A 25,252-nucleotide genomic window follows, 5' to 3' on the forward strand; every position below is an offset into this window, starting at 1 on the left:
CGATCAGGCGTGGTCCACGAGCATGCGCCATTCGCGCACGCGGGCGGGGTCCATGGGGTCGTCCCACGAGCCGCGTACGGCGCTGCCGACGTGGAACGCCCTGATGCCGTAGTCCAGGAGCACGGGGACGTGCGCGCCGCGCAGGCCGCCTCCGGCCAGCACGAGCGCGGCGTCCCCCGCTTCGGTTCTGGCGCGTAAGACCCCCAGGCCGGCGCCCACGCCCTCGGGCGAGCCCGACGTGAGCACCGTGGCGAGGTTCGGCAGGAGCCGCACGGCACGCCAGGCGGCGCGAAGGTCGGCGGCGTGGTCGACCGCGCGGTGGAAGGTCCACGGCAGCGGGGCCACCGCATGGATCAACGTCTCGGTGGCCTCGACGTCGACCGATCCGTCCGCGGTGAGGAACCCGAAGACGAAACCGGCGGCTCCCGCCGCGGCGAGATCCTTGACCGTGCCGCGCAGCCGGTCCAGCTCGCGGGGCGTCACGGTGAAGCCCGCTCCCCCGCGCAGCATGACCATCTGCGGCAGCCCGCACTCCTTGGCGATGGCGGCGACCACGTCCGCCGAGGGAGTGAGCCCGTCGGAGGCCATGTCGGCCACGACCTCCAGGCGGTCTGCGCCACCCTCCTCGGCGGCCACCGCATCGCGCACGTCCAGCGCGATCACTTCAAGGAGTGATCCGGTCATGATGCGAACAGTATCGGGTCCCTTTGCGACGCCGTACGGCATCCGCCCCTGTTCAGACCTCGATCAGCTCCTTGTGCGCGGTGATGTCAAGCGCTCCGCCGTACGACGCACGGGCGGCCGGGCGCTCGAAGAGCGCGCCCGAGGCGCGGTGGGGCAGGTCAACCGTGCGGACGTGGCGGAAGCCATGCTTCCGGTAGAAGGCCTGCAGCCGGGGGTTGTCCTTCGCGCAGTCGAGGCGCAGCCACGGTAAGCCCTCGGCGGCGGCCAGGCCGCAGGCCCAGCCGAGCAGCGCGCCGCCCAGCCCCCGCCCCGCATAGGCCCTGCTGACGGCCAGTTTGTGCACGTACAGCGCGTCGCCGGGACGGTCGGGCGCGGTCCAGAACTCGGGGTCGGCGTGGCCGTCCACCGCCATGGTCGCGGCGGGCACGGGGTCGATCCCATCGTCGAGGAGGTACATGACGCCCTGCTCCACGAGCGGCTCGATCTTGGACGCGGGGAAACCTCCGGCGGGCCACTGCCGTACGTCGGCGGCGTTCAGCCACCTGGCCGCCTCGGCGAGGAGGGTGAGCACGGTCGGCAGGTCGGCGGGCCGAGCGCGACGGAGCGTGAGTTCGACGGGCAGATCCAGGGTGTTCGTGGGCATGGAAGAGTCCTTTCGGTGCGAAGTGAATCGATGTGAACACGAAGAGTGACGGCCATACGGCGCACGGCGGCCGCGTCAGCGAAAGGAAAGAAGCAGCGTCAGGGTGCCCGGGCGTTGCGCGGTGATCGCTCGCGACGGGCGCACAGCGAGAGACGGCCCCTCCGAAGAGGGGTCATCCGTGCTTCGTCAATGACGTTCCAGCTCGTATCTGATCAGGTGCTTGTCGGCGGGGAGCACCGAGACGGCGACACGCACCGGGGTGTCGCCCGTGTCATAGCCAACTCGGACATAAACGACAACTGGCGTACCTGGTTCCAGCTGAAGTTGCAACGCTTCATCCGGAGTCGGCATACGTGCAGAAATGTCGTCTACGACCCTCACCTGGGGGTGCCCGAGCTCCGCCAGCACACGATTGGCTCCGCGCTTGATGTCGCCCGGCCTCGCTATCTCGGAGTCCGCGACGAGGTCGAGCGGGAAGTAGGAGTCGTAGGTGTTGTACGGCTGGCCGTCCACGAAACGCAGCCGCCGCCGCACGACGGCGAGCGCCTCGTCGGCGAGGGCGAGACGGGTGGAGACGTCCTCGGGAGGGTTGACGATCGAGACCTCGATGTTCTGGTCGGCCCTGCGTCCCTCACCGGTGACCGCGTGCACGAACGAGTCGAAGCGCGGCTCGCTCTGATCGAGCGGCACGAACTCGTCCTGGGGGCGCATGAGAAGGGGACGGCGCTCGCGTACGAACGTTCCACGCCGGCGCATCCGGAGGATGAGCCCCTCGTTCTCCAGTTCGCCCAGGGCCAGCCGTACCGTGTTGCGGCTGACGCCGTGGAGCTCCATGAGGTCGGTCTCGGTCGGAATCTGGTCGCCTGGCGCGAGCTCTCCCACATAGATGGCACGCCTGACCTCGGCGGCCACCTGCTGGTAGAGCGATGATCGTGCCATCTTTCCTCAATCTACCCTTTTGTTCCAACAAATCTAGACGATCTCGGTCTTCCGGGGAACAACCCCTTGACCTGACCCCGTCGGGCCGCGCATTATCCAAACGTTGGTACAAATCCATCAAATGGGGGTGGGAGTCGGTGCTAGCGGTCCGCGCGGGTACGCCGTACTTGCCCTGGCGCGATCCCGGCGAGGCGACGCGTTCGCTTCGCTACGCCTTGCATCGGCAGGGATTCACCCACACCTATCAGAGCAACGGGAACGGCATGTCCGTGCTGTCGGTATCTACCGAACTGACGGTCTGGTGCAAAAACGGGAGCTTCGTCTGGAGTGAGCGTGACGTGGTGGTCACTCACCCCTCCGACGACCCCGACGGCGCGGCACGCCTGATCCTTCGTCATCACCGCATGCCGGAGCAGCAGTCGGACGACGGCTGATCCCCCGAGCCTCCGCGCGGTTCAAGCGAGGCTTCGACCCCAACCCTCGCCGGGGTCGAAGCCTCCCGCCGGGGAGGTGCGCGTCCTGGCGGGTCCCCCACGCCCGCCAGGACGCGACACCTGTCCCCGTCCACCCGTACTGGAACCGACCGGTCGGTATGCTGCCGCCATGACTCTGTTCTCGGTGGAAGGCAAGACGGTCGTCGTGACCGGGGGCTCACGCGGCATCGGCAAGATGATCGCGGCCGGCTTCGCCGGTGCGGGCGCCACGGTCTACATCTCCTCGCGCAAGAAGGACGAGCTTGAGGCCACCGCGGCCGAGCTCGGCTGCCGTGCCGTACAGGCCGACCTTTCCGGCCCCGAGGGCGCCGAGACCCTCGTCGAGGCCGTCTCGGCTCATGAGGACCGGCTCGACGTGCTGGTCAACAACGCCGGCGCGAGCTGGGGGGCTCCCCTGGACGAGTATCCGGACCATGCGTTCGACAAACTCTGGAACGTCAACGTGAAGGGGGTCTTCCTCCTCACCCAGCGCTTCCTTCCCCTGCTCAGGGCCGCCGCGACGCCGGAGGACCCGGCCCGCGTGATCAACATCGGCTCCGTGGACGGCATCCGGGTGCCGTCGATGGACAGCTACGCCTATTCGGCGACCAAGGCCGGCGTGCACATGCTCACCCGCCACCTCGCCGGCCGGCTCGCCCGCGAGTCGATCACCGTCAACGCGATCGCGCCCGGCCCGTTCGACTCGAAGATGATGGCGTTCCTCCTCGACGACCCGGCGACCCGGTCGATGGTCGAGAGCACGGTGCCGCTGGGGCGGATCGGCCGCGCCGACGACATGGCAGGCACCGCGATCTTCCTGGCCTCCCGGGCGGGCTCCTACCTCACCGGCACGGTCATCCCGGTCGACGGCGGCATCACCGCCCACGGCTGAGCCGCGGCGCCGATCTAGGATTGCGGCCATGACGCAGGTCGCGGTGTGCGGGCCGTCCGCGTGCACCCCTCAGGAGGCGGAGACGGCCCGGACGGTGGGCCGCCTGCTGGCCGAGCGCGGGGCGGTCGTCCTGTGCGGCGGCTACGGCGGGGTCATGGCCGCCGCCGCAGCGGGTGCGCGTGAGGCGGGAGGCGTGGCCGTGGGCATCCTGTCCGGGCGCGACGCGGCCGGAGCCAGCCCCGATCTCACGGTCGTGATCCCCACGGGCATGGGCGAGGCCCGCAACGCCCTCATCGTCCGGGCCGCCGACGCGGTCATCGTGGTGGGCGGGTCGTGGGGCACGCTGTCGGAGCTCGCGCTGGCCCAGCGGGGCGGCACTCCGGTGGTCGCCCTCGGCGGGTGGAGCGTCGTGGACGCCGCGGGAGATCCCGTGGCCGGCCCGGTCCGCGCCGCCGACCCCGCCGACGCCGTACGGCTCGCCCTCCTGACCCCCGAGCTGTGATCACACTCAACCCTTGGCCGTGATCACACTCATCCCTGGATGCTCAACCCTTGAGCGTGATCACACTCACCCTTGCGCGTGATCATGCAGAAGTTCGGAGGCATAGCCGCCCACCTGCGAAAACCCGCCACGTGATCATGCAGAAGTTCGTGTGCATGGCCATTGAGCTGCCACGACTCATTCCGTGATCATGCAGAAGTTCGAAAAAGGCCCGCCCACCTGGAAATACAGAGTTCGTGATCATGCAATTCAGCCTCAGTACATGATCACTCACGGCTGAAGCCCACGCCAGCCATGCATTCGGCGATTTTCTGCATGATCACGATTGTTAAATCCCCAGGTCAGAAGGCACGATGGCGAACTTCTGCATGATCACGCCAAGGGTTTGTGCTGGTCACGGCGAGATCCCCGAACTTCTGCATGATCACGCTCAAGGGGTTGGGCCCCTCAAGGGGTGGGGGTTCCAGGGGGTTCCAGGGGGCTCAGCGTCAGGGGGTGTGGCGCAGGCGTTCGGCGAGCTTCTGGGCGAAAAGGTCGGGGGCGTCCAGCTCGTAGCCCAAGAAGAGGTACGGCTCGGCCGCCTCGAGCTCCATCAGCACCGGCTCCCCTCCGGGCAGCCTGACGAGGTCGACCCGCACATACAGGAGCTCTTCCTTGATCTTGCTCAGCACGAGCTCCGCGAGGTCGAACTGGTCGGCGTCGGGATCCCGCAGCCTCGCCTTGTTGTCCTCGCTGATCGCGACGCCCGTCAGCATGGGATGCCGCCGTACGGCGTGGCTGAACTCGCCGCCGAAGTAGAGCAGCGACAGCTCGCCCTCGCGTTCGACCGCCTCGACGTACGGCTGGACCATGACGGCCCTGCCCTCGGCGAGCAGCCGGTCGGCGTGTGCCCGCGCCGCGTCCCTGTCGGCAGTGCGCACCGTGTCGCGCGCCCCGGCGGAGATCGTGGGCTTCACCACGTACTCGGCCCATTCGGGCGGTTCCACCGTGGCCCCGGGCTCGGCCCAGTACGTCGGCACGGTGGGCACCCCCAGGTCGCGCATGTACGACTTGTCGGTGTTCCACTCCAGGACGGACGCCGGGTTGAACAGCCGCGTCACCCGCTCTGTCGCGTGGGCCCAGGCGACGAAGTCGTCGCGCCGCTCGATGTAGTTCCACGTGGAGCGCACAACGGCCGCGTCGAAGGAGGCCCAGTCGACGGCGGGGTCGTCCCACGCGGCGGTGCTGCCCTCGATTCCCGCGCCGAGCCAGGCCGCCAGCACGGCCTCCCGCTCGTCGTCGAACCGCACGATCGGGTCACCGCAGGTGACGTACGCGACCTTCATCGAAGCCCCCAAACCCCGTGCTCTCGGCGCTCATCGTACGGGCCGGTCATGACCATGGAGAAACCCGGACTCCTCAGGCGGTGCCGGTGAGCACCTCGGCCGCCGCCTGTCCGCACACGCGGGCCGAGCCGTGCGTGGCGATGTGCACGGCACCCAGGTCCGTACGGCCGGGCAGCCCCATTTCCACGATCACCAGGTCGGGACGGGCGGCACGGACCTGCTCGACGAAGCCCAGCTGCCAGGGATGGCGGTGGGCGTCGCGCACGACGACGACGAGGGGCCGGTCGGCGGCGTCGCGCAGGGCTCTGCCGGGCGCGCCGTCGGCGGTCTCGGGCGCGGTGAGGCGGGTGACGGTCGTGCCGGGCAGGAGCTTGCTCAGCGGCTCCCCGGCACCCCAGGGCATGCCCTTGTCGATGGCAAGGTTGGTCTCGGGGGCGAGTTCGACGACGTGCGGGGCCGCGCCGAGCGGGAAGGCGGGAGCGGCGGGCGAGTTGCGGGTGATCCTGACTGCGCGGCGGGCCGCGGCGAGGCCGATCTCGCTGGCCGGCTCGGTCTGCGCGGCATCCGCGTGCCAGGAGGCGAGGGCCCGCACCCGCGCCGCCGCGTCGGCGAGCCTGTCCTCGGCCAGCCGACCTTCGGCCACGGCATCGGCGATGGCGTCGCGGATGTGCTCCACCGCGTCCTCTCCGGCGTTCTCCCCGCCCACGCAGATGGCGTCGGCCCCCGCGGCGACGGCGAGCGCGGAGGCGCCGCCCAGGCCGTACGGGCCCGACACCGCGGTCATCTCGATGCCGTCGGTGACGATCAGGCCGTCGAAGCCGAGCTCGTCCCGCAGGAGGCCGGTGAGGATCCGGGGGCTCAGCGTCGCGGGCAGTTCCGCGTCGTAGGCGGTGACGAGGAGGTGCCCGGTCATGATCGAGCGCACGCCCTCGGCGATGGCGGCGCGAAAGGGCGCGAGTTCGACGGCGGCGAGCTTCTCGGCGGACGCGGTGACCCGCGGGATGCCGTGGTGGGAGTCGACCGACGTGTCGCCGTGCCCGGGGAAGTGTTTGGCGCAGGCGGCCACTCCGGCGCCCTGAAGGCCGCGGATCCACGCTGAGGTGTGCCGGGCGACCAGTCCGGGGTCGGCGCCGAACGCCCGGAGGCCGATCACGGGGTTGTCCGGGTTGGAGTTGACGTCGGCCGCGGGCGCGAAGTCGATGTTGATCCCGGCCGCGCGCAGGTCGTGCCCGACGTCGGCGGCGACCTGTTCGGTGAGCGCCTCGTCGTCGACGACCCCGAGCGCGTAGTTGCCCGGGCGTGAGCTGCCCGTGCGCGCCTCCAGGCGGGTGACCTCGCCCGCCTCCTCGTCGATGCCGATCAGGATGTCGGCCTTCTCCGCCCGGAGCCGGGCGGTGAGTTCGGCCAGCTGCGCGGGAGTGTCGACGTTCCTGGAGAAGAGCACCACTCCGGCGAGCCCGTCGGCGAGTCTCCTGCGCACCCAGTTGGGCGCGGTCGTCCCCACGAAGCCGGGGAGGACGACGGTTTCGGCCAGAAGGAGAAGGTCCCGGCTTCGCTTCATACTGTGCCCACAGGGCGGCGCTCAGGCATGCACCGAAATCTAATAGGAAACTTTCCTATTCGCCAGTGGGGTGACCTCGTATTTTACAGATCGACTTGCTCTATGCTGTTCCATTTCACCTGAAAGCTCGCCGCGGTCACCCGGCCGGTCGACGTATTCGACCACTCCGTAACTCCTCCAGCGCTCGCCGTACAACGACAGGGATCCGCGCTGAGTCAGCACGGAGGATCATCCCGCGGCGCCCCGAAGCCGCCCCTGCCACGAGGCGGGGGCGCGCACGCGATCACGGTGGCCAGGCGAACGGGAGAATGCAGAAAAGTGCGGACGATCCGCCGCCGGAGCCGCGCGCGCATTTGAACAAGCTCTTGTTCGTGGGCTCATAATGGGCTCGTGAACCAGCGTAAGGACTCCGGCGTCGCCGCCGCTCCTGTACGGGCCAGGCACGCGGGCGGGACCGGCTCCGCGTCGGAACGGCGGGACCACCTCGTGAAGCTCGCCGCCGAACTCTTCGCGCGCAAGGGCTTCCAGGCCACCACGGTCCGCCAGATCGCCGACGAGGCCGGCATCCTGTCCGGAAGCCTCTACCACCACTTCGACTCCAAGGAAAGCATCGTCGACGAGGTGCTGCGCACCTTCCTCGAAGATCTCATCGCCCACTACCGCGCGACTCTGGCCGACGCCGGCGACGCGGGGGCGGTCCTCATGGAGATGGTCCGGATCGGATTCCACACGCTGGAGCCCCACCGCGCCGCCATCACGGTCATGCAGAACGACTGGAACTACCTGCGCTCGCTGCCCGGCGACCGGTTCGACTACCTCGTGCGGGCCGAGGACGAGGTCGAGCGCATGTGGGTGGAGCAGATCAAGCGGGGCCAGGCCTCGGGCCAGTTCCGCGCCGACGTCGACCCCAAGCTCACCTACCGCATGATCCGCGACGGGATCTGGGTGGCGGTGCGGTGGTTCCGCCCCGGAGGCAGGCTCGACACCGACGCCCTCGCCGAGCACTACATCAAGGTGCTGTTCGACGGCCTGTCCACCGGAGACCGGACCTCGCAGCGGGCATGACACTCGTCGAGAAGGTACGGCTCGCGCTCACCGAGGTCGCCGACCCCGTCCGCGCGCCCGCGATGCGGGCCTATATGAAATCGGAGATGCCGTTCCTCGGCGTGCCGGCGGTTCCGCGCCGCGCCGCGCTGCGGCGGGTGTTCGCCGAGCACCGCCTGGAGTCCGCTCCGGTGTGGCGCAAGGCGGTGCTCGCACTGTGGCGGGAGGCGGAATACCGCGAGGAGCGCTACGCGGCCGTCGAGTTGTCGGGCTTCCGCTACTACAAGTCCTGGCAGACGCTGTACACGCTGCCGATGTACGAGGAGATGATCGTCACCGGGGCGTGGTGGGACCTGGTCGACGACATCTCCGTACACAGGATCGGACCGCTGCTGCGCATGTTCCCCGAGACGATGCGCCCGCTGATGCTCGAATGGTCCCGCGACGCCGACCTGTGGAAGCGGCGCACGTCGATCCTCTGCCAGAACTCCTTCAAGGACCGCACCGACCTCGGCCTGCTGTACGCCTGCATCGAGCCGAGCCTGTCGGACATCGACTTCTTCGCCCGCAAGGCCATCGGCTGGGCCCTGCGCGAATACGCCAAGACCGACCCGGCCGAGGTGGTGCGGTACGTCGACCACCACCGCATCTCCGGCCTGTCCCGCCGCGAAGCCCTGCGCAACATCCCCGGCCACGGCTGACGGGCCGCACCGCCGGGACGGCTCGCGCGCCCCGAATACGCGCGAGCCGCATCACCTCACCGGCTCTCAGGCTCCGGGGACGGTGTCGACCCAGGAGGTCGACGCCGTGCGGTAGCCGTTGACCCGGTTCAGGACCTCACTGGGCGCGACGACCTCGTTCTTCGCGTGGTAGAACCAGTCGACCTGCTGCACGTAGGTGCGCGGGGTCGAGCTGCCGATCTGGCCGCCGCTGATGAACCACAGGTTGAAGTTCACCGACTGCACGGTCTCCGGGTAGTAGATGCCGCCGTGCTCGGCGAACAGGGCGCCGTCGATGTAATACCTGATGGTGCCACCGGAGACCTGCAGCATCAGGTCGTGCCAGCCGTCGTAGCTCTGCCGTACCTCGTTGTGGACGTTGACCGCCAGCCAGGGCTCGTTCTGGTAGGTCTCCCACGACGTGGCGTACATGATGCCGGCCGGCTCACCCCAGCCGCCGTTGGGGAGGTACTCGAAGTCCTGCTCGCTGTAGTCGGGGTCGAGATCGCGGTTGAGGGGCGTGATCGTGAAGAACGTCTGCACGATGGCGTCGCCGTCGGGGCCGCTGACGGGCGCGTCGGAGAACTTCACCCGCGCGGCATAGGTGCCCTCCAGGAACTTGCGCTGGTTGAGCACCTCGGACTGCTGGGTGCCCGCCCCGGTGCCGTCGGTGACGGACTTGAGCTGCAGCGCCTTGTTGGTGCCCGAGACCACGGGGAAGGAAATGTTGCCCTTCGGCCAGGAGGCCCCGGGGATTCCAGGCCCGCCCTGGTTCGTCCGGATGGTCCAGTTGTGGGCGTTGATGGTGGCGTCGTTGGCGTCCGTGTAGGAGAAGTCGTCGAACACTACGCCCGCGTTGCCCCCGGTGGGCGGCGGGGTCGGCGAGGTCGTGGGAGTAGGAGTGGGCGTGGGGGTCGGGTCGCCACCGGTGGGCGCGGTGCCCCACAGCAGCGTGCCGTTCTGGTAGACGGTCGCCTTCGTCCAGTCGGCGTAGGAGGTCTGCGTGCCGAAGGAGTAGTCGTCGCTCTGGGTGATCCGCTGCCAGTCGGAGCGGTAGAAGCGGAGCTGGAGGTCACCCGTCTGGGCTCCGGGCGCGAGCGACCCCGAGGTGAAGCCCACCTCGAGGTAGCGGTCGGCGGTGGCCGTGCCGGGGGTGATCGTGCCGAAGGTCCCGGTCACGGTCGAGCAGGACACGACGGCCCACGAGCAGGCGAAGCGGTACTGCTGCGCCGCGGAGTCGGCCTTGAAGTAGTACCGGATCTTGATCGAGCTCAGCGGCACGCTCGTCGTGCCGTTGTTCACGAGGTTGAACCACGGTTCGACCTGGTCGGCGGTGGCCCCGGTGGCGCTGTTCTTGTACTGGAGCCGGAGCGAGGTGGCGGCGTCGGCCGGGAGGGCGGACACGCCGATGACGGCGAGGGCGGACACGAGCCCGCCGGCTAACCACTTCTTGCGTAACACTGTCGTCCTTTCGCTGGGTGTGAGTGCGATCCCCCGTCGTCGGTGTGCCGCGCGCGCCGCAAAGGCCAGGGCGGCTATGGGATGAGCGGTCCGATCCGCACGCCCCGGGCCTCCAGACGGGCCAGGTGAGGGCGCAGCCGCCGGAGGAAGTCGGGGTAGTCGCCGGCCGAGCCCCAGGCGACCTCGGCGAACGCGCACAGCCGGGGGAACGCCTGGCGTTCCACGTCGGAGGGCGTCGGCATGTACTCCGTCCACAGCTGGGCCTGGACGCCGAGGATGCGCCCGCGCGCTCGCTCGGGGACGGGCGGCGGGTCGAAGTGGTAGGCCTGCGACAGCGACAACACCCGGTCGGGCGCGAACGGACCCTCCTCCAGCACGAGCGGGTAGTCGAAATAGGTTCGCAGGTGGGGGGCGAGCACGACGTCCCTGCCCTCCAGCGTCGCCAGCGGGCCGCTCTCCTCGTCGAGCCAGGTCATCGTGGTGGCGCCGGGAGGCCCGTCGGCCTTCTCGTACCAGTAGACGAGCTTCCTCCCCCGATCGGCCAGATACTCGGCCATCCGCGCGGTGATCCACGCCCGGGCCGCGTGCGCGCCCGGCAGGCCCAGCTCGCGGACGCGCTCCTGCGCCCGGGGGGTGCGCTCCCACTCCCCCGGCAGGCATTCGTCCCCGCCGACGTGCACGTATTCGTCGGGGAACAGGTCCACGACCTCGTCGAGCACGTCCCGGAAGAAGGCGATCGTGGACTCCTCCAGGTTGAGGGTGTGCTCGCTGATCCCCCACGAGTCCCACACCTGAAGGCGCCTGCCCGGGTCGTTGCCCAGGTGCGGGTAGGCGGCCAGGGCGGCCTGCACGTGGCCCGGCAGCCCGATCTCGGGCACGATCCGGACGAACCGCTCCGCCGCGTAGGACACGATCTCGCGGATGTCGTCGTGGGTGTAGTGGTCACCGCTGACCTCGGTGAGCCGCGGATGGCGTTTGATCTCCAACCGCCAGCCCTGGTCGTCGGTCAGGTGCAGTTGCAGCACGTTCAGCTTGAGCTCGGCGATCAGGTCGACCAGCCGCAGCACGAACTCCTTGGGCATGAAATGCCGGGCGACGTCGAGCATGACCCCGCGCCAGCCGAAGCGCGGGCCGTCGCCGATGGTCCCGTACGGCACGGCCTCGCCGAACTGCGACAACGTCTGCCGGCCGTAGAACTCCCCGGCGGGGCCGCCGGAGGCCAGCTCGATCGCGCCGTCGGAGACGCTCAGCCGGTAGTCCTCCGGGCCCAGGCGCGGGTCGCGCGACAGCCGTACGGCGTCATGCGTGTGCGCGGCGAAGCCCCCGAGAACGGCCACTTCCCTCGGCCGCGGAATGATCACGTTGGAAATCCCTCCAGGCAGGATGGACGAACGGCGGTGGGCCGCACGATGACAGGCGAAGCAGGCCTCAGCCCTTGACGGCGCCGGCGATGAATCCCGTGGTCACGCGGCGTTGCAGGGCCAGGAAGATGAGCAGGACGGGCACCATGAACAGGGTCGCGGCGGCCATCGTCGCGCCCCAGTCGGTGCCGAAGATGTTGCCGAACGACGAGAGCCAGACGGGCAGCGTGCGGTCGTCCTGGTTCTTGATGATCAGCGCGTTGGCGAAGGCGAACTCGTTCCAGGCGGTGATGAAGCCGAACAGCGAGGTCGACATCAGGCCCGGCGCCAGCAGCGGGAGCACGACGCGGCGGAAGGCCACAGCTCTGCTCGCGCCGTCCATCTGGGCGGCCTCCTCCAGCTCGGCCGGGATCGCCGCGATAAAGCCCCGCAGGGTGACGATGGTGAACGGCAGCGTGACGATGAAATAGATCAGGGTGAGCATCGACAGCTTGTCGAGCATGCCGGTGTCGCGGGCGATGATGAACATCGGGATCAGCAGCGCCTCCCACGGCGCCATCTGCGCGATGAAGACCATCAGGATGAACGCCTTCCTGCCGCGCCAGCGCATGCGCGCCACGGCGAAGGCGGCGAGCATTGCCACGGCGAGGGCGAGCAGCACGGCGCCGGCTGACACGAGCAGGCTGTTGCGCCAGAACAGGCCGAAGCCGTCGGCCCCCACCGCGGTCCGGAAATGCTCGAGCGTGGGATGCAGCGGGATGAACTGCGGGGTGTCGGCCTGGATGTCCCTGGTCGGCTTGAACGCGGTCACCACCATCCAGTAGACGGGGAAGACCGACACGACCAGCACGGCGAGGGCCGCGAGGTTCAGGGGAAGCCGGCGGAGCCTCACAGCTCTTCTCCTTCGCGGGAGTACATGCGCCGCAGGTGCACGACGAGGACGGCGAGCAGGATGAGCACGGTGAGCGTCGAGATCGCCGAGCCGAGGTCGTACCTGTGGAGCGACTGGGCGACCTGGAACGCGTAGACCGGCAACGTGGTGGTGGCGTCGTCCGGGCCGCCCTGGCTGATCGCCCAGATCTGGGCGAAGCACTTGAACACCCAGATCACCTGCAGCGAGGTGATCAGCCCGAACAAGGACCGCAGCATCGGGAAGGTGACGCCGCGGAAGACCTGCCAGGAGCCCGCGCCGTCGATCCTGGCCGACTCGTACAGCTCGGCCGGGATGGTGGTGAGCCCGGCGTACAACGTGAGGGCCGCGAACGGCACCGACTGCCACACCACGAGCAGCACGAGGATGGCGAAGGTGGAATCACCGTCGGCGAACCAGCTGTACCCGTCGAAGGAGTCGAATCCGGCGGTGACGAGCAGCCAGTTGACGACGCCGAGCCGCGACTGGAACAGCCATTGGAAGATCGTGGTGGCGGCCAGCACGGGGGTGGCCCAGGTCAGCACGAGGGCGCTCATCACCGCCAGCCGCATGCGCCGGCCGAGACGGGCGATCATCAGCGCCGTCAGCGTGGAGATCACCATGATGAGGACGACGTTGACCGCGGTCCACGCCAGCGTGCGCCGCACCACCGTCCAGAACTCCGGGCTGCCGAGCACGTCCTGGTAGTTCTCCAGGCCGACGAAGGCCGCTCCGCCACGGATCAGCTCACCGGTCCTGAAGTGCTGGAAGGAGATCACCACGTTGCGCAGCAGCGGATACAACAGCAGGTACGCGGTGCCCACCACGGTGGGCAGCACCAGTAGGTACGGCCAGGCGGCGGCGGCCCGGCTCACCTTCGCCGCCCTGCGCCGCCCGCCCGGGCCGGGCCGGGTGGGCGTGTGAGGACCCGCCGGCGGCCGGTAGGTCTCAGGGGCCTCGGAGATCACGCGATTCCTCTCGTCGTGCCGTGGCGGGGCCCGTCCGTTCCGCCCCCGGAAGGGAGAGAGGGGGAGCGGAACGGACAGGCGGCTCGTGGAAGCTCGGACCACTCAGGACGGCTTAGGACGGCTCAGGACTTCGTGTTGAGGATCTCGCCGATGACCTGGGACGCCTTGGCGGCCTCGGCTGCGGCGTCGCCGCCGGTCAGCGCGGCCGTCATGTACTCCTTGATGACGTTCTTGGCCTCGACCGCCGCCCAGTTGGGCGAGTTCGGCGTGGCGTGGCCGTTCGCGGCGCCCACGGCCATCGCGGCCGCGCCCTCGCTGCCGCTGAGCACGCCCGCGAGCGAGACGCGGTTGGGCACGTACGACATCTCCTTGGCCATGTCGGTCTGGAACTTCTCGCCGGCGAGGGCCTTGACCACCTCGTAGGCGGCGTCCTGGTTCTTGGACGCTTCGGGGATGATCAGGTCGGAGCCTCCGGTGAAGACCGCGCCGGGCTTGTCGGCCGTCTTGCCGGGGATCGGGAAGAAGCCGAGCTTGCCCTTGAGCTCGGGGTTGGCCTTCTCGATGGCGACCGCGCCGCCGGGCGCGGAGATGAGCTGGGCGACGTCGCCCTTGGCGAAGACGTCGGCCTGCGGCGGGTTGGCCTCGTCGGAGTCGCGCGGGCCGTCGCCGAGCGCCTGCAGCTTCTTGTAGAAGTCCATGCCGGCGAGGGCCTGCGGCGTGTCGAGGGCGCCCTTCCAGGTCGTGCCCTCCTGCACGGCGAGGTCGCCTCCTTCGTCCCAGATGAACCCGGCGAGGGTGTACCAGTTCTGGCCGGGGAGGTAGATGCCCTGGGCACCGCCCTTGTTCAGCTTGGTGGTGATGTCGATCCACTCGTCGCGGGTCTTCGGCGGAGCGGTGACGCCGGCCTTGGCGAACAGGTCCTTGTTGTAGATGACGACGCGGTTGGCGGCGTACCACGGGATGCCGTACTGCCTGCCGTCGATCTTGCCGGGCTCGGCCAGGCCGGGCAGCCAGTCGGTCCCGTTGAGCTCGGCGGCCTTGTCGGTGAGGTCCTTCACGCCGCCGCTCGCCGCGTATTCGGCGACCTGGGTGTTGCCCACCTCGATGACGTCGGGGGCGTCGTTGCTGGCCAGTGCGCTGGTGACCTTCTGGCCGATGCCGTCCCACTCCTGGATCTGGATGTCGAGGGTGACGCCGGAGTGCGCGGCCTGGTAGTCGGCGGCGAAGCTCTTCAGGAGCGAGTCGGAGACGCTGTCCCGCATGACCCATACGGTCAGCGTCGTGGGGGCGGCGGCGCTTCCCGCCGGGCCCGGCGACTCGGTGGAGGAACTGCACGCGGTCAGCACGGCTGTGATCGTCAGCACGGCCGCCGCGGCGAGAAAGCGGGACCTCATTGCTACTCCCAGTGGTCAGATATTGGTAAGTAATCTGCCTGCTGCGGATAGAGTGGTCTTAACCAGTTGGCCCGTCAAGACTCGTTATCTGCTATTTACATGAGAGCTACTGGTAAAGTCCTGGTAAGGTCGAGGAGTGACTCTCAACATGCGAGCCGGACTGAAACGCGACCGGGTGCGCGACTTCCTGCTCGACTTCGTCGCCGACAAGAAGCCGGGCGAGGCGATCCCGTCCGAGCGCGACCTCTGCAAGGAGCTGGGCGTCTCCCGCCCCACGCTGCGCGCGGCGATCGACGACCTCGTCCGGTCGGGCGTGCTGGTCAGGGAGCACGGCCGCGGCACCTTCACCGGACCTCAGCGCGTCACGCAGGCGCTGGCCGCGACGCCCACCGGGTCGTTCTACGCGCCGCCGGCGGAGGGGCACTGGCTGAGCCGGATCCTCGAGTTCGGGTCGGCCCCCGCGGGGCCGCAGCTCGCCAACCGGTTGCAACTCGCTCCGGCGGCGCCGGTGCTGCGGGTGGTGCGCCTGCGCGTGGTGGACGACGAGCCGATGGCGATCGAGCGGCTCCACCTGCCGCAGGCGCTGGTCGACGGGCTCGTCCCCGACGACATGGAGTCGGGCTCGTTCTACCGCGTGCTGCGTGAGCGGTTCGGGGTGGACGTGCGCAGCGCCGTGCAGACCATCGAGGCGACGGTCACCGACGACACCGAGGCGGTGCTGCTCGGCGTACCCGAGCACTTCCCCGCCCTCATGGTGGAGCGCACCACCCGCGACGTGAACGGCCGGATCGTGGAGTTCACCCGGTCGATCTACCGCGGCGACCGCTACCGGGTGACCTCAGAGCTCCACTTCGACGCCGCCTCGGGATGAGGCTCAGGCGGGGCGGAAGGAGTCCCTGGGCCGCGGCGCCGCATGCTTGATCATGAGGTGCCGGGTGACGGAGTATTCCTGGACCGCCTCCTGGCTCATGTCCTTGCCGAACCCGCTGCCCTTGACGCCGCCGTGCGGGGCCTCGGACGCGATGGGCAAGTGATCGTTGACCCAGGTCACGCCCACGTCGAGCCGGTGGGAGACGCGCAGTGCGCGCGACACGTCCGCCGACCACACCGACGAGGCCAGGCCATACGGCGTGGCGTTGGCCAGCCGCACCGCCTCGTCCTCCCCGTCGAAGGGGATGGCCACGAGCACCGGGCCGAAGACCTCCGACTGCACGATCTCGCTGTCCTGGTCGGCGTCGGCGATGAGGGTGGGTGTGTAGTAGAAACCGGGCCCGTCGACGGGCTTGCCGCCGCAGACGACCCGCCCAGACGAGCGGGTCACGAACCCGTGCACCCGGTCGCGGTGGGCCGCCGAGATGAGCGGGCCGATGTCGGAGCCCGCGGCCCACGGGTCGCCCGGCCGCACCCGCGAGACGGCTTCGCGCAGCGCCTCGACGGCGTCGCCGTACCGGGACCTGTCGATGTAGACCCGGGTGGCGGCGGTGCAGTCCTGGCCGGTGTTGTAGGTAGCGCCCATGACGACTCCTGCCGCCATGCCCTCCAGCTCGGCGTCGTCGAACACCAGCGCCGGGGCCTTGCCGCCCAGTTCGAGGTGCACCCGCTTCAGCCCGTCGACCGCGCCGCGCATGACGGCCCTGCCGGTCGCGCTCGAACCCGTGACGCTGACCATGTCGACCCCGGGGTCGGTCACCAGCGCCTGGCCCACGTCGGCGCCGCCCGTGACGACCTGGAGCAGGCCGTCCGGCGCCCCGGCTGAGGCGAACAGCTCGGCGAGCCGCAGCGTGGTGCGGGGCGTGGCCGGCGCCGGTTTGACGACCACGGCGTTGCCCGCCGCGAGCGCCGGGCCGGCCTTCCAGACCGCCATGATGAACGGGAAGTTCCACGGGGAGATCGACCCGACGACACCGACCGGCCGCCTGACCAGCACCGACGTGTACCCAGAGCTGAGCACGCCCGCGCCCGTGCCTTCCAGCGACCGGGCGGCTCCGGCGAAGAAGCGCAGGTTGTCGACGGCGAAGGGCAGCTCGCCGTCGCGGAAGACGGAGGCGGGTTTGCCGGTCTCCTCGACCTCCAGCCGGGTCAGCTCCTCGGCGTCGCCCTCGACCAGGTCGGCCAGGCGCAGCAGCACGCGGGCGCGCTCCCCGGGCGTCGCCTCCCGCCACTGCTCGAAGGCCTCGCGGGCCGTCTGCACGGTTTCCGCGACGCGCTCGACGGGGGTGTCGGGCACGACGTCGACGGCGCTGCCGTCCGCCGGGTTGATGAGCGTGGTCATCTGGGTCGCTCCATCCGAGCACAGTAGCGCGCCGGCGAATGGGAAAGAACGGGCCGGGGCGGGCGAGAGGGGATCGTCTACGCCCCCGGGCGCAGCAGACCCGACTCGTAGGCGAGCACCACGAGTTGCGCTCGGTCACGCAGCCCCCGCTTGGCGAGCAGGTTGGTCACATGGGTCTTGACCGTGCTCTCCGCGAGGAAGAGCTCCGCCCCGATCTGCGTGTTCGAAAGACCCCTGCCGACGAGGCGCAGCACGTCGAGCTCGCGCGGAGTCAGGCCCTCGAGCAGCACCGGCGTCGTGGATCCCGGGGGCGGGCCGTTGAGGAACTCCTCCAGCAGACGCCGGGTGATGGCCGGTGCGAGCAGGGCGTCTCCCGCCGCCACCGTCCGGATCCCCGTGACGAGGTGCTCCCGCGGGACGCTCTTGAGCAGGAAGCCCGAGGCGCCGGCGCGCATGGCCTGGTAGACGTACTCGTCGAGGTCGAAGGTGGTCAGCATGAGGACACGGACGCCGGCCTGGGTCCTCGTGAGGCGCCGGGTCGCCTCGACGCCGTCGAGGACGGGCATCCGGATGTCCATCAGCACCACGTCCGGACGCGTACGGCGCACCTCGGCGAGCACCGCGACCCCGTCTGCCGCCTCGGCGACCACCTCGATGTCCGGTTCACCGGCAAGGATCGCGGTGAGGCCCTGCCGGATCAACATCTCGTCGTCGGCGACCAGGACACGGATCACGGCACGACCTCGGCGGTCAGCGGCAACCTCGCCCGCACCGCGAAACCGTTCGAGACGTCGAGGCTCAGGCTCCCTCCGCAGAGGGCGACCCGTTCCCACATGCCGATCAGGCCTCGACCGGCGCCTCCGGCGGCCGGGGGCGACGACCCGTCGGCTGCCGCGCGCACCTCGAGATCGAGCGCGCCCCGGCTGTATCCGAGCGTCACGTCCGCCTGGTCGGCGGCCGAATGCTTGAGGGTGTTCGTCAGCGCCTCCTGAATCACGCGGTAGGCGCACAGGGAGACGCCCTGCGCGAGCGGACGCGCCTCACCTTCGACTCTCAGGCGTACGGCGAGCCCCGCGGCGTCGATGCGGTCCAGCAGTGCGTCGAGGTCGGACAGTCCCGGCTGGGGGGACAGCGGTTCGATCGCGACCGGCTCCTCGTCCTCGCGCAGGACCCGTAACAGCCGGGCGAGCTCCACGAGTGCGGACCGCGACGCCTCGGCGATCGCCGTGAACGCGCCGTCGGCGGTCGCCGGGCCCCCGTCCAGCACCCGCTTGCCCGCCTCGGCCTGCACGGCGATGACGCTCACCGAGTGCGCCACGAGGTCGTGCACCTCGCGGGCGATGCGCCGGCGCTCCGCGGCCACCGCTCCGCGTGCCTGCCGCTCCAGGTCCTCGGCCCGGGCCTCGAGTGACTGCGTGGCGAGGCGCCGCCGCCGGTATGCGGCGCCCACGGCGGCAGGCAGGACGACGAAGAGAACCATCCCCGTCCCCACGCCACTTGCGTCGGTCTCCGACGTGTCGGTCAGGATCGAGACGGTGAGCGCGGCGGCGTTCGCGGCGGTCGCACCGGCCATGGCGAGAGTCGGCAGGTAGGCCGCGGCGCTGAAGACCGACACGATCACGGCGAGCAGCACGGCCACCTCGTCGGGCGGCTCGGCGCCCAGTGACGTGGCCACCACCGTGGCCGCGACCGCGAGCGCCACCGCGAGCGGATGGCGGCGCCGTACCGCCAGCGCCAGGGTCGACACGAGCACCGCGAACAGATGCTGCTGCGCCGTGTCCGGAGCGAGCCCCAAGCCCGGGAGTTCCAGAAGTCCCACGAGGAGCAGGCCGATCGCCGGGCCGAGATCGATGACCAGGTTCCACCAGACTCGCCGCACCCGGGAAGCGTAGAGCAGCTGTGGGAGACCCGGCCTCCCCCTGTGGTACCGGTCGGGCTCCATCCCTGGACGGGCATGGCCCCCTCCACGGGCGGGTGTCGCGGGCCGCGGCCGCTGGGAGGGTCGAGGCCGTTGAGAACCGGCCTTTGGAGGACACATGCCCCGACTCCCTCAGATCGCTCTCGTCGCCGCGCCGACGCTCGCCCTGATCTCCGAGCTCATCGAGCCCCGGGACGAGCCCGCCACCGCCGCGGCCGAGCTGGAACTGATCGCCGCCAACTCCACGGCCTACCTGCTCGCCGATCTCCTCGCCTTCGCCGCCTTCGCGCTGTTCGCCGTGGGCGTCATCGGACTCGTCGGCACGGTGCGCGAGCGTGGCCGGCTCGCGGCCCGGATAGGCGGCACCATGACCGTCATCGGAGCGCTGGCGATGGTCTCGCACTCCATGGTGCTGCTGGCCACCCGTGACATCGCCCTCATCGGCGACTCGGCGGCCATGGCGCCCGCCAACGAGGCCATGTCGGAAGGCCTCGCGGCCGCGCTGCAACTGTTCATGCTGTTGCTCGGTTTCGACCTCGGCCTCACCGTGCTGACCATCGCGCTGTGGCGGGCCCGGCTGCTCCCCGCATGGCTCGCACCCGCGGGGCTCCTGGCTCTGGTCGCCGACTTCTCCCCGACCTCGTACAACGCCGTCCTCATGTACGGCGTGCTGCTCGTCGTTTTCGGCATGCTGGCGTGGCGGTCACGCCGGGAAACCGCCGTGACCCCCATGGCCGAGACGTTCGCCTGACGGCGATCGGGCGCCTCCGCCGCGGCCCCGAGACCTTCGGGGCCGGCAGGCGGGGCGCCCGCCGGCTCACCTGACGGCGAGCTTCTCGATCACGTCGGCGGCCGTCCGCAGGCCGTCGTGTGCGCGGACGCGCTCGCCCTCGGCAGCCAGCCGCTCGCGCAGCCCGGTGTCGCCGAGCAGCCGGTCGATCGCTGCGACCAGTTCCTCGTCGGTGAAGCCGTAGGTGGACAGGCGCACGCCGTTGCCGGTCTCGTCGACCCGCTGGGCGTTGTCGTACTGGTCCCAGAAGAGCGGCAGCACGATCATGGGCTTGCCGAAGTGCAGCGCCTCGGTGGTGGTGTTGTTGCCGCCGTGGGTGATCACCAGGTCGACCATCGGGATGATCTTCGTCTGGGGTACGAACTCGGCGCCCCACATGTTCGTGGCCAGCTCGATCTCCTCGTGCAGCGGGCCCTTGGAGACGATGTAGCGGTGCGGCGTCTTCGCCAGCACGGAGATGACCCGGCGCATCAGCTCGACGTCGGCCGACCCCAGCGAGCCGAGCGAGAAGTACACCAGCGCGCCCTCGCCCGGGATGTCCGGCAGGGTGAACTCCTCGTCGGTCTCCCTGACGGAGGAGTCGAGCCGCGTCCAGGACTCTCCGAGCGGCCGGTCGGCGGTGTAGTCGAGGATCTCGGGATAGACGTAGAGGTTGGCGTCGCCCTCGTGGACGAACTCGAGGTCGGTCAGTGCGGGAGCACCCTGCTCGACCACCCATTCGTTGAACGCGGTCCACAGCTCACGATGGGTGCGGTCGTACTCCGCGCGGAACTCCGCCCACCCGGTGCCGTCGGCGGCCAGGCCGGAGAAGACCGGGGCGACCCCCGGGCCCTTCACCTCGAGCGGGTTGCACGACACGATCCGAACGAACGGAACGCCCGCCGTCACCAGCGCGGGGAAGGCGATGACGTTGTCCTCGACGATCACGTCCGGGCGAACCCGCGCGATGATCTCGCGCAGCTGCGGCTCACAGTATTTCGCGCCGTCGATCAGCGCCTCCCAGATCGGCTTGGTCACCGTCTCGAGCTGCTCGAACGTGCTCTTGCGGTATTCGGGGGCGGTGTCGCGGATGAAGTCCTTCCAGAACTGGCCCGGGTCCTGCTCCTCCTCGGCCGGCGGCGTGAGGTCGACCAGGTCCTCCTCGAAGCCCAGGGCCTCCAGCTTGCCCTTCCACGACGCCTCCGCGGCGAACACCACCCGGTGCCCACGGCGGCGCAGCACGTCGCCGATCCCGATGCAGTTGTTGGTGGGGCCGTAGGCGCTCTCTGGCATGAACAGGATCGTGAGCTGCTTGTCTGTCATGTGGGGGCTCCCTGGATATTGTTGAATGAAGATTCAAATGCGCCCCTGGAGCAGCCGTCAATAGTGCAGGGGATCTTCACGCCGGCGGGCGACTCCGAGACCATCGGGCGCGGCTTGCGGCCGGAACGAGACTCGTGCTTGCATCGCCTCCTCCGTTGACCCCCGATTCAGGAGATCGCGTGGAACACTCGCCGTGGCCGGGCGTGGAGCGCCGGCCCGACGGCACGCTCGCCCTCGACCCCCGCGAGGGCGTCACCGCGTCGGTGGTCCGGGCCCTGGCCGGAGGGGAGACCCCGCCGCCGCCCTTCACCGTGCGCGTGCTCACGCCGCTGCCGGACGTGCCGCCGGGCGAGCGGGCCATCACCGTGGACCAGACCAACCGCTCGGTGATCGCAGGCGAGACTGTGGTGGTCAAATGGCTTCTCACCCCTTCGCGGGTGCCCCATCCCGCTCCCCCTCTGCTCACCCATCTCGCCGGGTTCTCCCGTACGGCCACGCCGTACGCGCTGGTCTTCTGGGAGGACGCGCTGGTCGCCCTGGTCACCGCGTATCTGCCCGGCGCGCGCGACGGCTGGGAGTGGTGTGTGGACGAGGCCGTCGCCGGGCGGACGGCCTTCGCGGCCGAGATCGGGCGGCTGGCCGCCGAACTGCACGTGGCGATGGCCTCGCCGTCCCAGGTCTTCCCCGATCCCGTACGCCTGCCGGGGAAGGCCGCCTCCGGGTTCGCGGCCCGGGCGGAGGAGGCGTTGCGGGAGGCCCTGCGGCTCACCGGCGGGGAGGACGGCGACTGGCTGGGCCGCCGCGCCGAGACGCTGCGGGATGAGCTGGCCCCGCTGGCGTCGGCCGGCCCGACCCCGTCGATCCACATTCACGGCGACCTGCACGTCGGCCAGATCCTGCAGTGGCGGGACGGCTACGCGGTGGTCGACTTCGACGGCAACCCGACGGTCTCCGGCGGCACGGCGTTCCAGCCCGCGGCGCGCGACCTGGCGCAACTGCTCACCAGTGTCGACCACGTCGGGCAGGTGGCGATGCGCCGCAGGTCGGCCGCCCCCGCCGCGACGGCGGCCTGGGTGGCGCAGGTCAGGGCCGACCTGGAGCGGGCCTACGCGGACGCGCTCGAGCAAGCCGGGCGAGCCGGCCTGCTCGACCGCACGCTGCTGCGGCCCTTCGAGGTGGAGCAGGAATGCCGCGAACTCATCTACGCGGCCCGCCACCTGGAGCGCTGGCGGTACGCCCCCATGGGGGTGCTGCGGTCATGGTTCGCGTGAGCACGGCGGAACGGACGACACGAGGCAGGCATGGACGCTGAACGATTCACAGCAGACCTGGAGGCCAAGCCGGAGGCGCTGGGCGCGCTGGCCGATCTCCTCGACAAGGGCGACCCGTTCGACGGGCTGCCCGGCCGCGTCGACCGGATCGTCTTCCTCGGCATGGGCAGTTCACGCTATGCGGCGGGCGTGGCGGCGCAGCGGCTGCGCGCGGCCGGTGTCGACGCGGTCGCCGAGCACGCGTCGGCGGCCTCCGGCACCCGCCCCGGCCCCGGCACGGTGGCGGTCGCCATCTCCGCGACCGGCGGCAGCCGCGAGACGCTCGACGCGGTGGCCCGCCACACCGGGCGGTCGTTCGTCGTCGCGATGACGAACACACCGGGTTCGGCCGTCACGCGGGAGGCCGACCTGACCGTGCCCATGGTCGCGGGTGAGGAGGCGGGCGGCGTCGCCTGCCGGACGTTCCAGCACACCCTGGCCCTCCTGCTCGCCCTGGGCGCGCGCGCCGAATCCGGGGAGGGGGCGGGCGGCCTGAACCGGATCTCCCGGCTCGTCCGGCGGGCCGCCGAGGCCACGGCCGACCTCCTGGACCGGCGCGGCGAGTGGCTGGACGGCGCCGCGGCCCTGCTCGACGGCCCCCACGGCGTCTACACCATCGCCCCGGCCGAGCGGCTCTCCTCCGCCGAGCAGTCGGCGCTCATGTTCCGGGAGGGGCCGCGCCGCCAGGCCGACGCCTGCGAGACCGGCGACTGGGCCCACGTCGACGTCTACCTGACGAAGACCTACGACTACCGGGCGATCCTGTTCCCCGGCTCGCGGTACGACGAGCAGGCGATGGACTGGATCAGGCAGCGGGGCTCGACCGTGCTGACGGTCGGGGGCGACGTCGACGGCCAGGCCGGGTCGGTCCGTTACCGTCACGACGACGACCCCGACGTCGCCCTGCTCACCGAGACGCTGGTGGCCGAGCTGGTGGCGGCGGCCTACTGGCGGCGGGTCAGCTGACCGAGATGTTCGGCGGCGGCACGTTGACCTGGAGCTCGCGCACGTTGCCCTCTCCCTCCGGCCACAACGACCGGAACCCGTGCACCGATGCGCGGCTCGCCTCGGCGTGCTCGCCGAACACCACCCAGTTCACCGGCCGGAAGTAGTCTCCGGTCTCGTCGGGGGTCGTGAGGGAGCCCGTGTACCGGTACGTGGTGCGGTCCTTGGGCAACAGGTCCTTCAGGTGGATGTTCCGTACCTGCTGGGCGGAGCCCAGGGGCGGCGGCGAGGCGAGCAGGCGGTCGTGCTCCGAACGCCGGGGCGAGGCGTCGAGCAGGACGGACAGGACGACGTATCCGCGCTCCCCCGTCGCCTTCTCGTGCACGAGGTGGGCCTCGACCGGCGCGTAGCGCTCGCCGGCGAACCTGTGCTCGGCGTGGCCGTGGAAGTGCACGTTGTTCAGGGTGTACCGCTCGCCGCCGAACGTGATGTGCGGCCGGGGGCCGGCGATGACGAAACGGATGTCGTCGTGCTCGCTCGGGTGCCCGCCGACGGGCGCCTTGTCCTGGAAGACCAGCTGCCCGTCGACGTGCCGGGGATAGTGCAGCACGAGCGCGGGCACCGGGCGCTTGCAGACGGCGGAGCGGTCGATCTCGACGGGAGACCGCACGGCCTGGTCGGTGCCTTTGCAGGCCGGTTTGCGCCGGGCGGTCGCGGCCGGCCCGCTTTCTGACGCACCGGGCAGGGCGGCGGGAAGAGCGCCGCCGGACGGCGCGGCGGAGGCCGGGACGGCGCCGGCGACGGAGGGCAGTGCGGCGGGGGCCAGGCCGAGGGCGGCGGCGACGGCCAGAGGCAGGATGCGGGGAGACATGCGCGGACGACCTTCAGTGATCGGCTTGGACGGGGGAACAACCCTTTTGCTCGCATCCGTGGGGATGCGCCGTGCAATTCACCCTTTATATGGATGCGCTCGGTTATGGTTAATGTGGCGTCGATCACAATGCGTAGCGATTTGTCCGCTTAATGGTGGTCTACTACGCCAGGTGCGTGGATAGCGCAACTATCCAGTAGCATCGCGGCATGCGGATCTCCCAGCTGAGCGCCGAGTCAGGGGTGCCGATCCCCACGATCAAGTACTACCTGCGTGAAGGCCTGCTTCCGCAGGGAGAGCAGACGTCCGCGACCCGGGCCGAGTACGGCACGGCCCACCTGCACAGGCTGCGGCTCATCCGGGCGCTCCTCGAGGTGGGCCGGCTGCCGGTCGCCGCGATCCGCAAGGTCGTCGAAGCCGTCGAGGACGAGCGGACCGGCGTGCACACCATGCTCGGCACCGCCCACTACGCGCTCGCGTCCCCGCCGGACCCGCACGCCGGCGACGAGGACTGGGAGGAGGCGCGCGAACACGTCGACCGGCTGATCGCCGAGCTCGGCTGGGCGGTCAGCCCGCACGCTCCGGGGCGCGACGAACTCGCCCAGACGCTCCTGACGCTGCGCCGCCTGGGCATGGCCGCCATCGACGCCGACCTGCTCCCCTACGCCGCGGCCGCGATGAACCTGGCCCGCGACCACGAGATGGGCATGATCCCGTTCGACGGCCCGCGTGACGTGGCCGTCGAAACCCTCGTCGTCTGCACGGTGCTGTACGGCAAGGCACTGGAGGTGTTCCGGCGCCTCGCCCACGAATCAGAGTCCGCCAGACTCCTCACCCCTGCGCGTGATCATGCAGAAGTTCGGACGCAAGACACCTGACCTGCCCCCACCCCTGCGCGTGATCATGCAGAAGTTCGCCGAGGCCGGCAGTGACCTGCGCGAACCCATGCCGTGATCATGCAGAAGTTC

General features: G+C 70.2%; 25 protein-coding genes. 10 read left to right on the forward strand and 15 right to left on the reverse strand.

Annotated elements, in window-relative coordinates:
• Window positions 1-3: 3 nt before the first annotated feature.
• The 3 genes from Pth03_RS17545 to Pth03_RS17555 form a co-directional block, all read right to left on the reverse strand.
• The gene (locus tag Pth03_RS17545; RefSeq protein ID WP_203945365.1) at window positions 4-684 is read right to left on the reverse strand and encodes a copper homeostasis protein CutC; all 681 of its coding nucleotides are present in this window, start codon (window positions 682-684) and stop codon (window positions 4-6) included.
• A 52-nt stretch (window positions 685-736) separates the two neighbouring features.
• Window positions 737-1,327, reverse strand: a complete 591-nt coding sequence (locus Pth03_RS17550; protein ID WP_203945366.1) for a GNAT family N-acetyltransferase — start codon at window positions 1,325-1,327, stop codon at window positions 737-739.
• 186 nt (window positions 1,328-1,513) lie between these two features.
• The gene (locus Pth03_RS17555; protein WP_203945367.1) at window positions 1,514-2,266 is read right to left on the reverse strand and encodes a GntR family transcriptional regulator; all 753 of its coding nucleotides are present in this window, start codon (window positions 2,264-2,266) and stop codon (window positions 1,514-1,516) included.
• Window positions 2,267-2,433: 167 nt separating this feature from the next.
• Between Pth03_RS17555 and Pth03_RS17560 the strand changes: the two genes are divergently transcribed.
• From Pth03_RS17560 to Pth03_RS17570, 3 genes are all read left to right on the forward strand, one after another.
• Complete coding sequence (locus Pth03_RS17560; RefSeq protein WP_203945368.1) at window positions 2,434-2,700, forward strand: hypothetical protein; 267 nt, start codon at window positions 2,434-2,436, stop codon at window positions 2,698-2,700.
• 169 nt (window positions 2,701-2,869) lie between these two features.
• Window positions 2,870-3,631 carry an SDR family oxidoreductase gene (locus tag Pth03_RS17565; RefSeq protein ID WP_203945369.1) on the forward strand — a complete coding sequence of 254 codons (762 nt, stop codon included), beginning with the start codon at window positions 2,870-2,872 and terminating at the stop codon, window positions 3,629-3,631.
• A 28-nt stretch (window positions 3,632-3,659) separates the two neighbouring features.
• Window positions 3,660-4,133, forward strand: coding sequence for a TIGR00725 family protein (locus tag Pth03_RS17570; protein ID WP_203945370.1), 474 nt, complete (start codon window positions 3,660-3,662; stop codon window positions 4,131-4,133).
• A gap of 488 nt (window positions 4,134-4,621) precedes the next feature.
• Here Pth03_RS17570 and Pth03_RS17575 read toward each other — a convergent pair whose 3' ends face one another.
• Window positions 4,622-5,458: an ATP-grasp domain-containing protein gene (locus Pth03_RS17575; protein WP_203945371.1), complete on the reverse strand. Its 837-nt coding sequence runs from the start codon at window positions 5,456-5,458 to the stop codon at window positions 4,622-4,624.
• A 73-nt stretch (window positions 5,459-5,531) separates the two neighbouring features.
• A complete protein-coding gene (locus Pth03_RS17580; protein WP_203945372.1) occupies window positions 5,532-7,019 on the reverse strand; it encodes a glycoside hydrolase family 3 protein in 1,488 nt (495 codons plus the stop codon).
• Window positions 7,020-7,409: 390 nt separating this feature from the next.
• Here Pth03_RS17580 and Pth03_RS17585 point away from each other — a divergent pair, with 390 nt between their 5' ends.
• Window positions 7,410-8,084 carry a TetR/AcrR family transcriptional regulator gene (locus Pth03_RS17585; protein ID WP_203945373.1) on the forward strand — a complete coding sequence of 225 codons (675 nt, stop codon included), beginning with the start codon at window positions 7,410-7,412 and terminating at the stop codon, window positions 8,082-8,084.
• Entirely contained in the window at window positions 8,081-8,764 is a 684-nt protein-coding gene (locus Pth03_RS17590) for a DNA alkylation repair protein (protein WP_203945374.1), read from the forward strand. The genes Pth03_RS17585 and Pth03_RS17590 overlap by 4 nt, the downstream gene beginning before the upstream one ends.
• A 66-nt stretch (window positions 8,765-8,830) precedes the next feature.
• Here the strand turns inward: Pth03_RS17590 and Pth03_RS17595 are convergent, their stop codons facing one another.
• From Pth03_RS17595 to Pth03_RS17615, 5 genes are all read right to left on the reverse strand, one after another.
• Window positions 8,831-10,243 (reverse strand): cellulose binding domain-containing protein, encoded by a 1,413-nt coding sequence (locus tag Pth03_RS17595; protein ID WP_203945375.1) that lies wholly within the window; start codon window positions 10,241-10,243, stop codon window positions 8,831-8,833.
• 74 nt (window positions 10,244-10,317) lie between these two features.
• Complete coding sequence (locus tag Pth03_RS17600) at window positions 10,318-11,604, reverse strand: beta-N-acetylhexosaminidase (protein ID WP_203945376.1); 1,287 nt, start codon at window positions 11,602-11,604, stop codon at window positions 10,318-10,320.
• Between the two features lie 67 nt (window positions 11,605-11,671).
• Window positions 11,672-12,496 (reverse strand): carbohydrate ABC transporter permease, encoded by an 825-nt coding sequence (locus tag Pth03_RS17605; RefSeq protein WP_203945377.1) that lies wholly within the window; start codon window positions 12,494-12,496, stop codon window positions 11,672-11,674.
• On the reverse strand, window positions 12,493-13,482 hold the full coding sequence (locus tag Pth03_RS17610) for a carbohydrate ABC transporter permease (RefSeq protein WP_239119115.1): 990 nt from the start codon (window positions 13,480-13,482) through the stop codon (window positions 12,493-12,495). The genes Pth03_RS17605 and Pth03_RS17610 overlap by 4 nt, the downstream gene beginning before the upstream one ends.
• Window positions 13,483-13,604: 122 nt before the next feature.
• Window positions 13,605-14,876, reverse strand: coding sequence for an extracellular solute-binding protein (locus Pth03_RS17615; protein ID WP_203945378.1), 1,272 nt, complete (start codon window positions 14,874-14,876; stop codon window positions 13,605-13,607).
• A 148-nt stretch (window positions 14,877-15,024) separates the two neighbouring features.
• On the opposite strand from Pth03_RS17615, the gene Pth03_RS17620 reads away from it, so the two are divergent.
• The gene (locus Pth03_RS17620; protein WP_203945379.1) at window positions 15,025-15,747 is read left to right on the forward strand and encodes a GntR family transcriptional regulator; all 723 of its coding nucleotides are present in this window, start codon (window positions 15,025-15,027) and stop codon (window positions 15,745-15,747) included.
• Window positions 15,748-15,750: 3 nt separating this feature from the next.
• Here Pth03_RS17620 and Pth03_RS17625 read toward each other — a convergent pair whose 3' ends face one another.
• The 3 genes from Pth03_RS17625 to Pth03_RS17635 form a co-directional block, all read right to left on the reverse strand.
• The gene (locus tag Pth03_RS17625) at window positions 15,751-17,148 is read right to left on the reverse strand and encodes an aldehyde dehydrogenase family protein (RefSeq protein ID WP_203945380.1); all 1,398 of its coding nucleotides are present in this window, start codon (window positions 17,146-17,148) and stop codon (window positions 15,751-15,753) included.
• A 77-nt stretch (window positions 17,149-17,225) separates the two neighbouring features.
• Window positions 17,226-17,882: a response regulator transcription factor gene (locus Pth03_RS17630; protein WP_203945381.1), complete on the reverse strand. Its 657-nt coding sequence runs from the start codon at window positions 17,880-17,882 to the stop codon at window positions 17,226-17,228.
• A complete protein-coding gene (locus Pth03_RS17635; RefSeq protein ID WP_203945382.1) occupies window positions 17,879-19,027 on the reverse strand; it encodes a sensor histidine kinase in 1,149 nt (382 codons plus the stop codon). Before Pth03_RS17635 ends, Pth03_RS17630 begins: the two co-directional genes overlap by 4 nt.
• Before the next feature lie 157 nt (window positions 19,028-19,184).
• Here Pth03_RS17635 and Pth03_RS17640 point away from each other — a divergent pair, with 157 nt between their 5' ends.
• Window positions 19,185-19,817, forward strand: coding sequence for a hypothetical protein (locus Pth03_RS17640; protein ID WP_203945383.1), 633 nt, complete (start codon window positions 19,185-19,187; stop codon window positions 19,815-19,817).
• 66 nt (window positions 19,818-19,883) lie between these two features.
• Here Pth03_RS17640 and Pth03_RS17645 read toward each other — a convergent pair whose 3' ends face one another.
• A complete protein-coding gene (locus Pth03_RS17645) occupies window positions 19,884-21,158 on the reverse strand; it encodes a glycosyltransferase (protein WP_203945384.1) in 1,275 nt (424 codons plus the stop codon).
• Window positions 21,159-21,337: 179 nt separating this feature from the next.
• Here Pth03_RS17645 and Pth03_RS17650 point away from each other — a divergent pair, with 179 nt between their 5' ends.
• Window positions 21,338-22,429 carry a hypothetical protein gene (locus Pth03_RS17650; RefSeq protein WP_203945385.1) on the forward strand — a complete coding sequence of 364 codons (1,092 nt, stop codon included), beginning with the start codon at window positions 21,338-21,340 and terminating at the stop codon, window positions 22,427-22,429.
• A 30-nt stretch (window positions 22,430-22,459) separates the two neighbouring features.
• Window positions 22,460-23,434, forward strand: coding sequence for an SIS domain-containing protein (locus Pth03_RS17655; RefSeq protein WP_203945386.1), 975 nt, complete (start codon window positions 22,460-22,462; stop codon window positions 23,432-23,434).
• Here Pth03_RS17655 and Pth03_RS17660 read toward each other — a convergent pair.
• Window positions 23,427-24,284 carry a carbonic anhydrase family protein gene (locus tag Pth03_RS17660; RefSeq protein ID WP_203945387.1) on the reverse strand — a complete coding sequence of 286 codons (858 nt, stop codon included), beginning with the start codon at window positions 24,282-24,284 and terminating at the stop codon, window positions 23,427-23,429. The genes Pth03_RS17655 and Pth03_RS17660 overlap by 8 nt on opposite strands.
• 209 nt (window positions 24,285-24,493) lie before the next feature.
• On the opposite strand from Pth03_RS17660, the gene Pth03_RS17665 reads away from it, so the two are divergent.
• Window positions 24,494-25,162 (forward strand): MerR family transcriptional regulator, encoded by a 669-nt coding sequence (locus Pth03_RS17665; protein WP_203945388.1) that lies wholly within the window; start codon window positions 24,494-24,496, stop codon window positions 25,160-25,162.
• Window positions 25,163-25,252: the final 90 nt, after the last annotated feature.

The organism is Planotetraspora thailandica, from assembly GCF_016863335.1.
GTDB classification, from domain to species: Bacteria; Actinomycetota; Actinomycetes; order Streptosporangiales; family Streptosporangiaceae; genus Planotetraspora; species Planotetraspora thailandica.

Excerpts from the sequence above, each read along its gene's own strand:
- Pth03_RS17545 (WP_203945365.1), bottom strand. The coding sequence starts at position 684 with ATGACCGGATCACTCCTTGAAGTGATCGCGCTGGACGTGCGCGATGCG.
- Pth03_RS17550 (WP_203945366.1), bottom strand. The coding sequence starts at position 1,327 with ATGCCCACGAACACCCTGGATCTGCCCGTCGAACTCACGCTCCGTCGC.
- Pth03_RS17555 (WP_203945367.1), bottom strand. The coding sequence starts at position 2,266 with ATGGCACGATCATCGCTCTACCAGCAGGTGGCCGCCGAGGTCAGGCGT.
- Pth03_RS17565 (WP_203945369.1), top strand. The coding sequence starts at position 2,870 with ATGACTCTGTTCTCGGTGGAAGGCAAGACGGTCGTCGTGACCGGGGGC.
- Pth03_RS17570 (WP_203945370.1), top strand. The coding sequence starts at position 3,660 with ATGACGCAGGTCGCGGTGTGCGGGCCGTCCGCGTGCACCCCTCAGGAG.
- Pth03_RS17575 (WP_203945371.1), bottom strand. The coding sequence starts at position 5,458 with ATGAAGGTCGCGTACGTCACCTGCGGTGACCCGATCGTGCGGTTCGAC.
- Pth03_RS17580 (WP_203945372.1), bottom strand. The coding sequence starts at position 7,019 with ATGAAGCGAAGCCGGGACCTTCTCCTTCTGGCCGAAACCGTCGTCCTC.
- Pth03_RS17590 (WP_203945374.1), top strand. The coding sequence starts at position 8,081 with ATGACACTCGTCGAGAAGGTACGGCTCGCGCTCACCGAGGTCGCCGAC.
- Pth03_RS17615 (WP_203945378.1), bottom strand. The coding sequence starts at position 14,876 with ATGAGGTCCCGCTTTCTCGCCGCGGCGGCCGTGCTGACGATCACAGCC.
- Pth03_RS17620 (WP_203945379.1), top strand. The coding sequence starts at position 15,025 with ATGCGAGCCGGACTGAAACGCGACCGGGTGCGCGACTTCCTGCTCGAC.
- Pth03_RS17625 (WP_203945380.1), bottom strand. The coding sequence starts at position 17,148 with ATGACCACGCTCATCAACCCGGCGGACGGCAGCGCCGTCGACGTCGTG.
- Pth03_RS17640 (WP_203945383.1), top strand. The coding sequence starts at position 19,185 with ATGCCCCGACTCCCTCAGATCGCTCTCGTCGCCGCGCCGACGCTCGCC.
- Pth03_RS17645 (WP_203945384.1), bottom strand. The coding sequence starts at position 21,158 with ATGACAGACAAGCAGCTCACGATCCTGTTCATGCCAGAGAGCGCCTAC.
- Pth03_RS17655 (WP_203945386.1), top strand. The coding sequence starts at position 22,460 with ATGGACGCTGAACGATTCACAGCAGACCTGGAGGCCAAGCCGGAGGCG.
- Pth03_RS17660 (WP_203945387.1), bottom strand. The coding sequence starts at position 24,284 with ATGTCTCCCCGCATCCTGCCTCTGGCCGTCGCCGCCGCCCTCGGCCTG.
- Pth03_RS17665 (WP_203945388.1), top strand. The coding sequence starts at position 24,494 with ATGCGGATCTCCCAGCTGAGCGCCGAGTCAGGGGTGCCGATCCCCACG.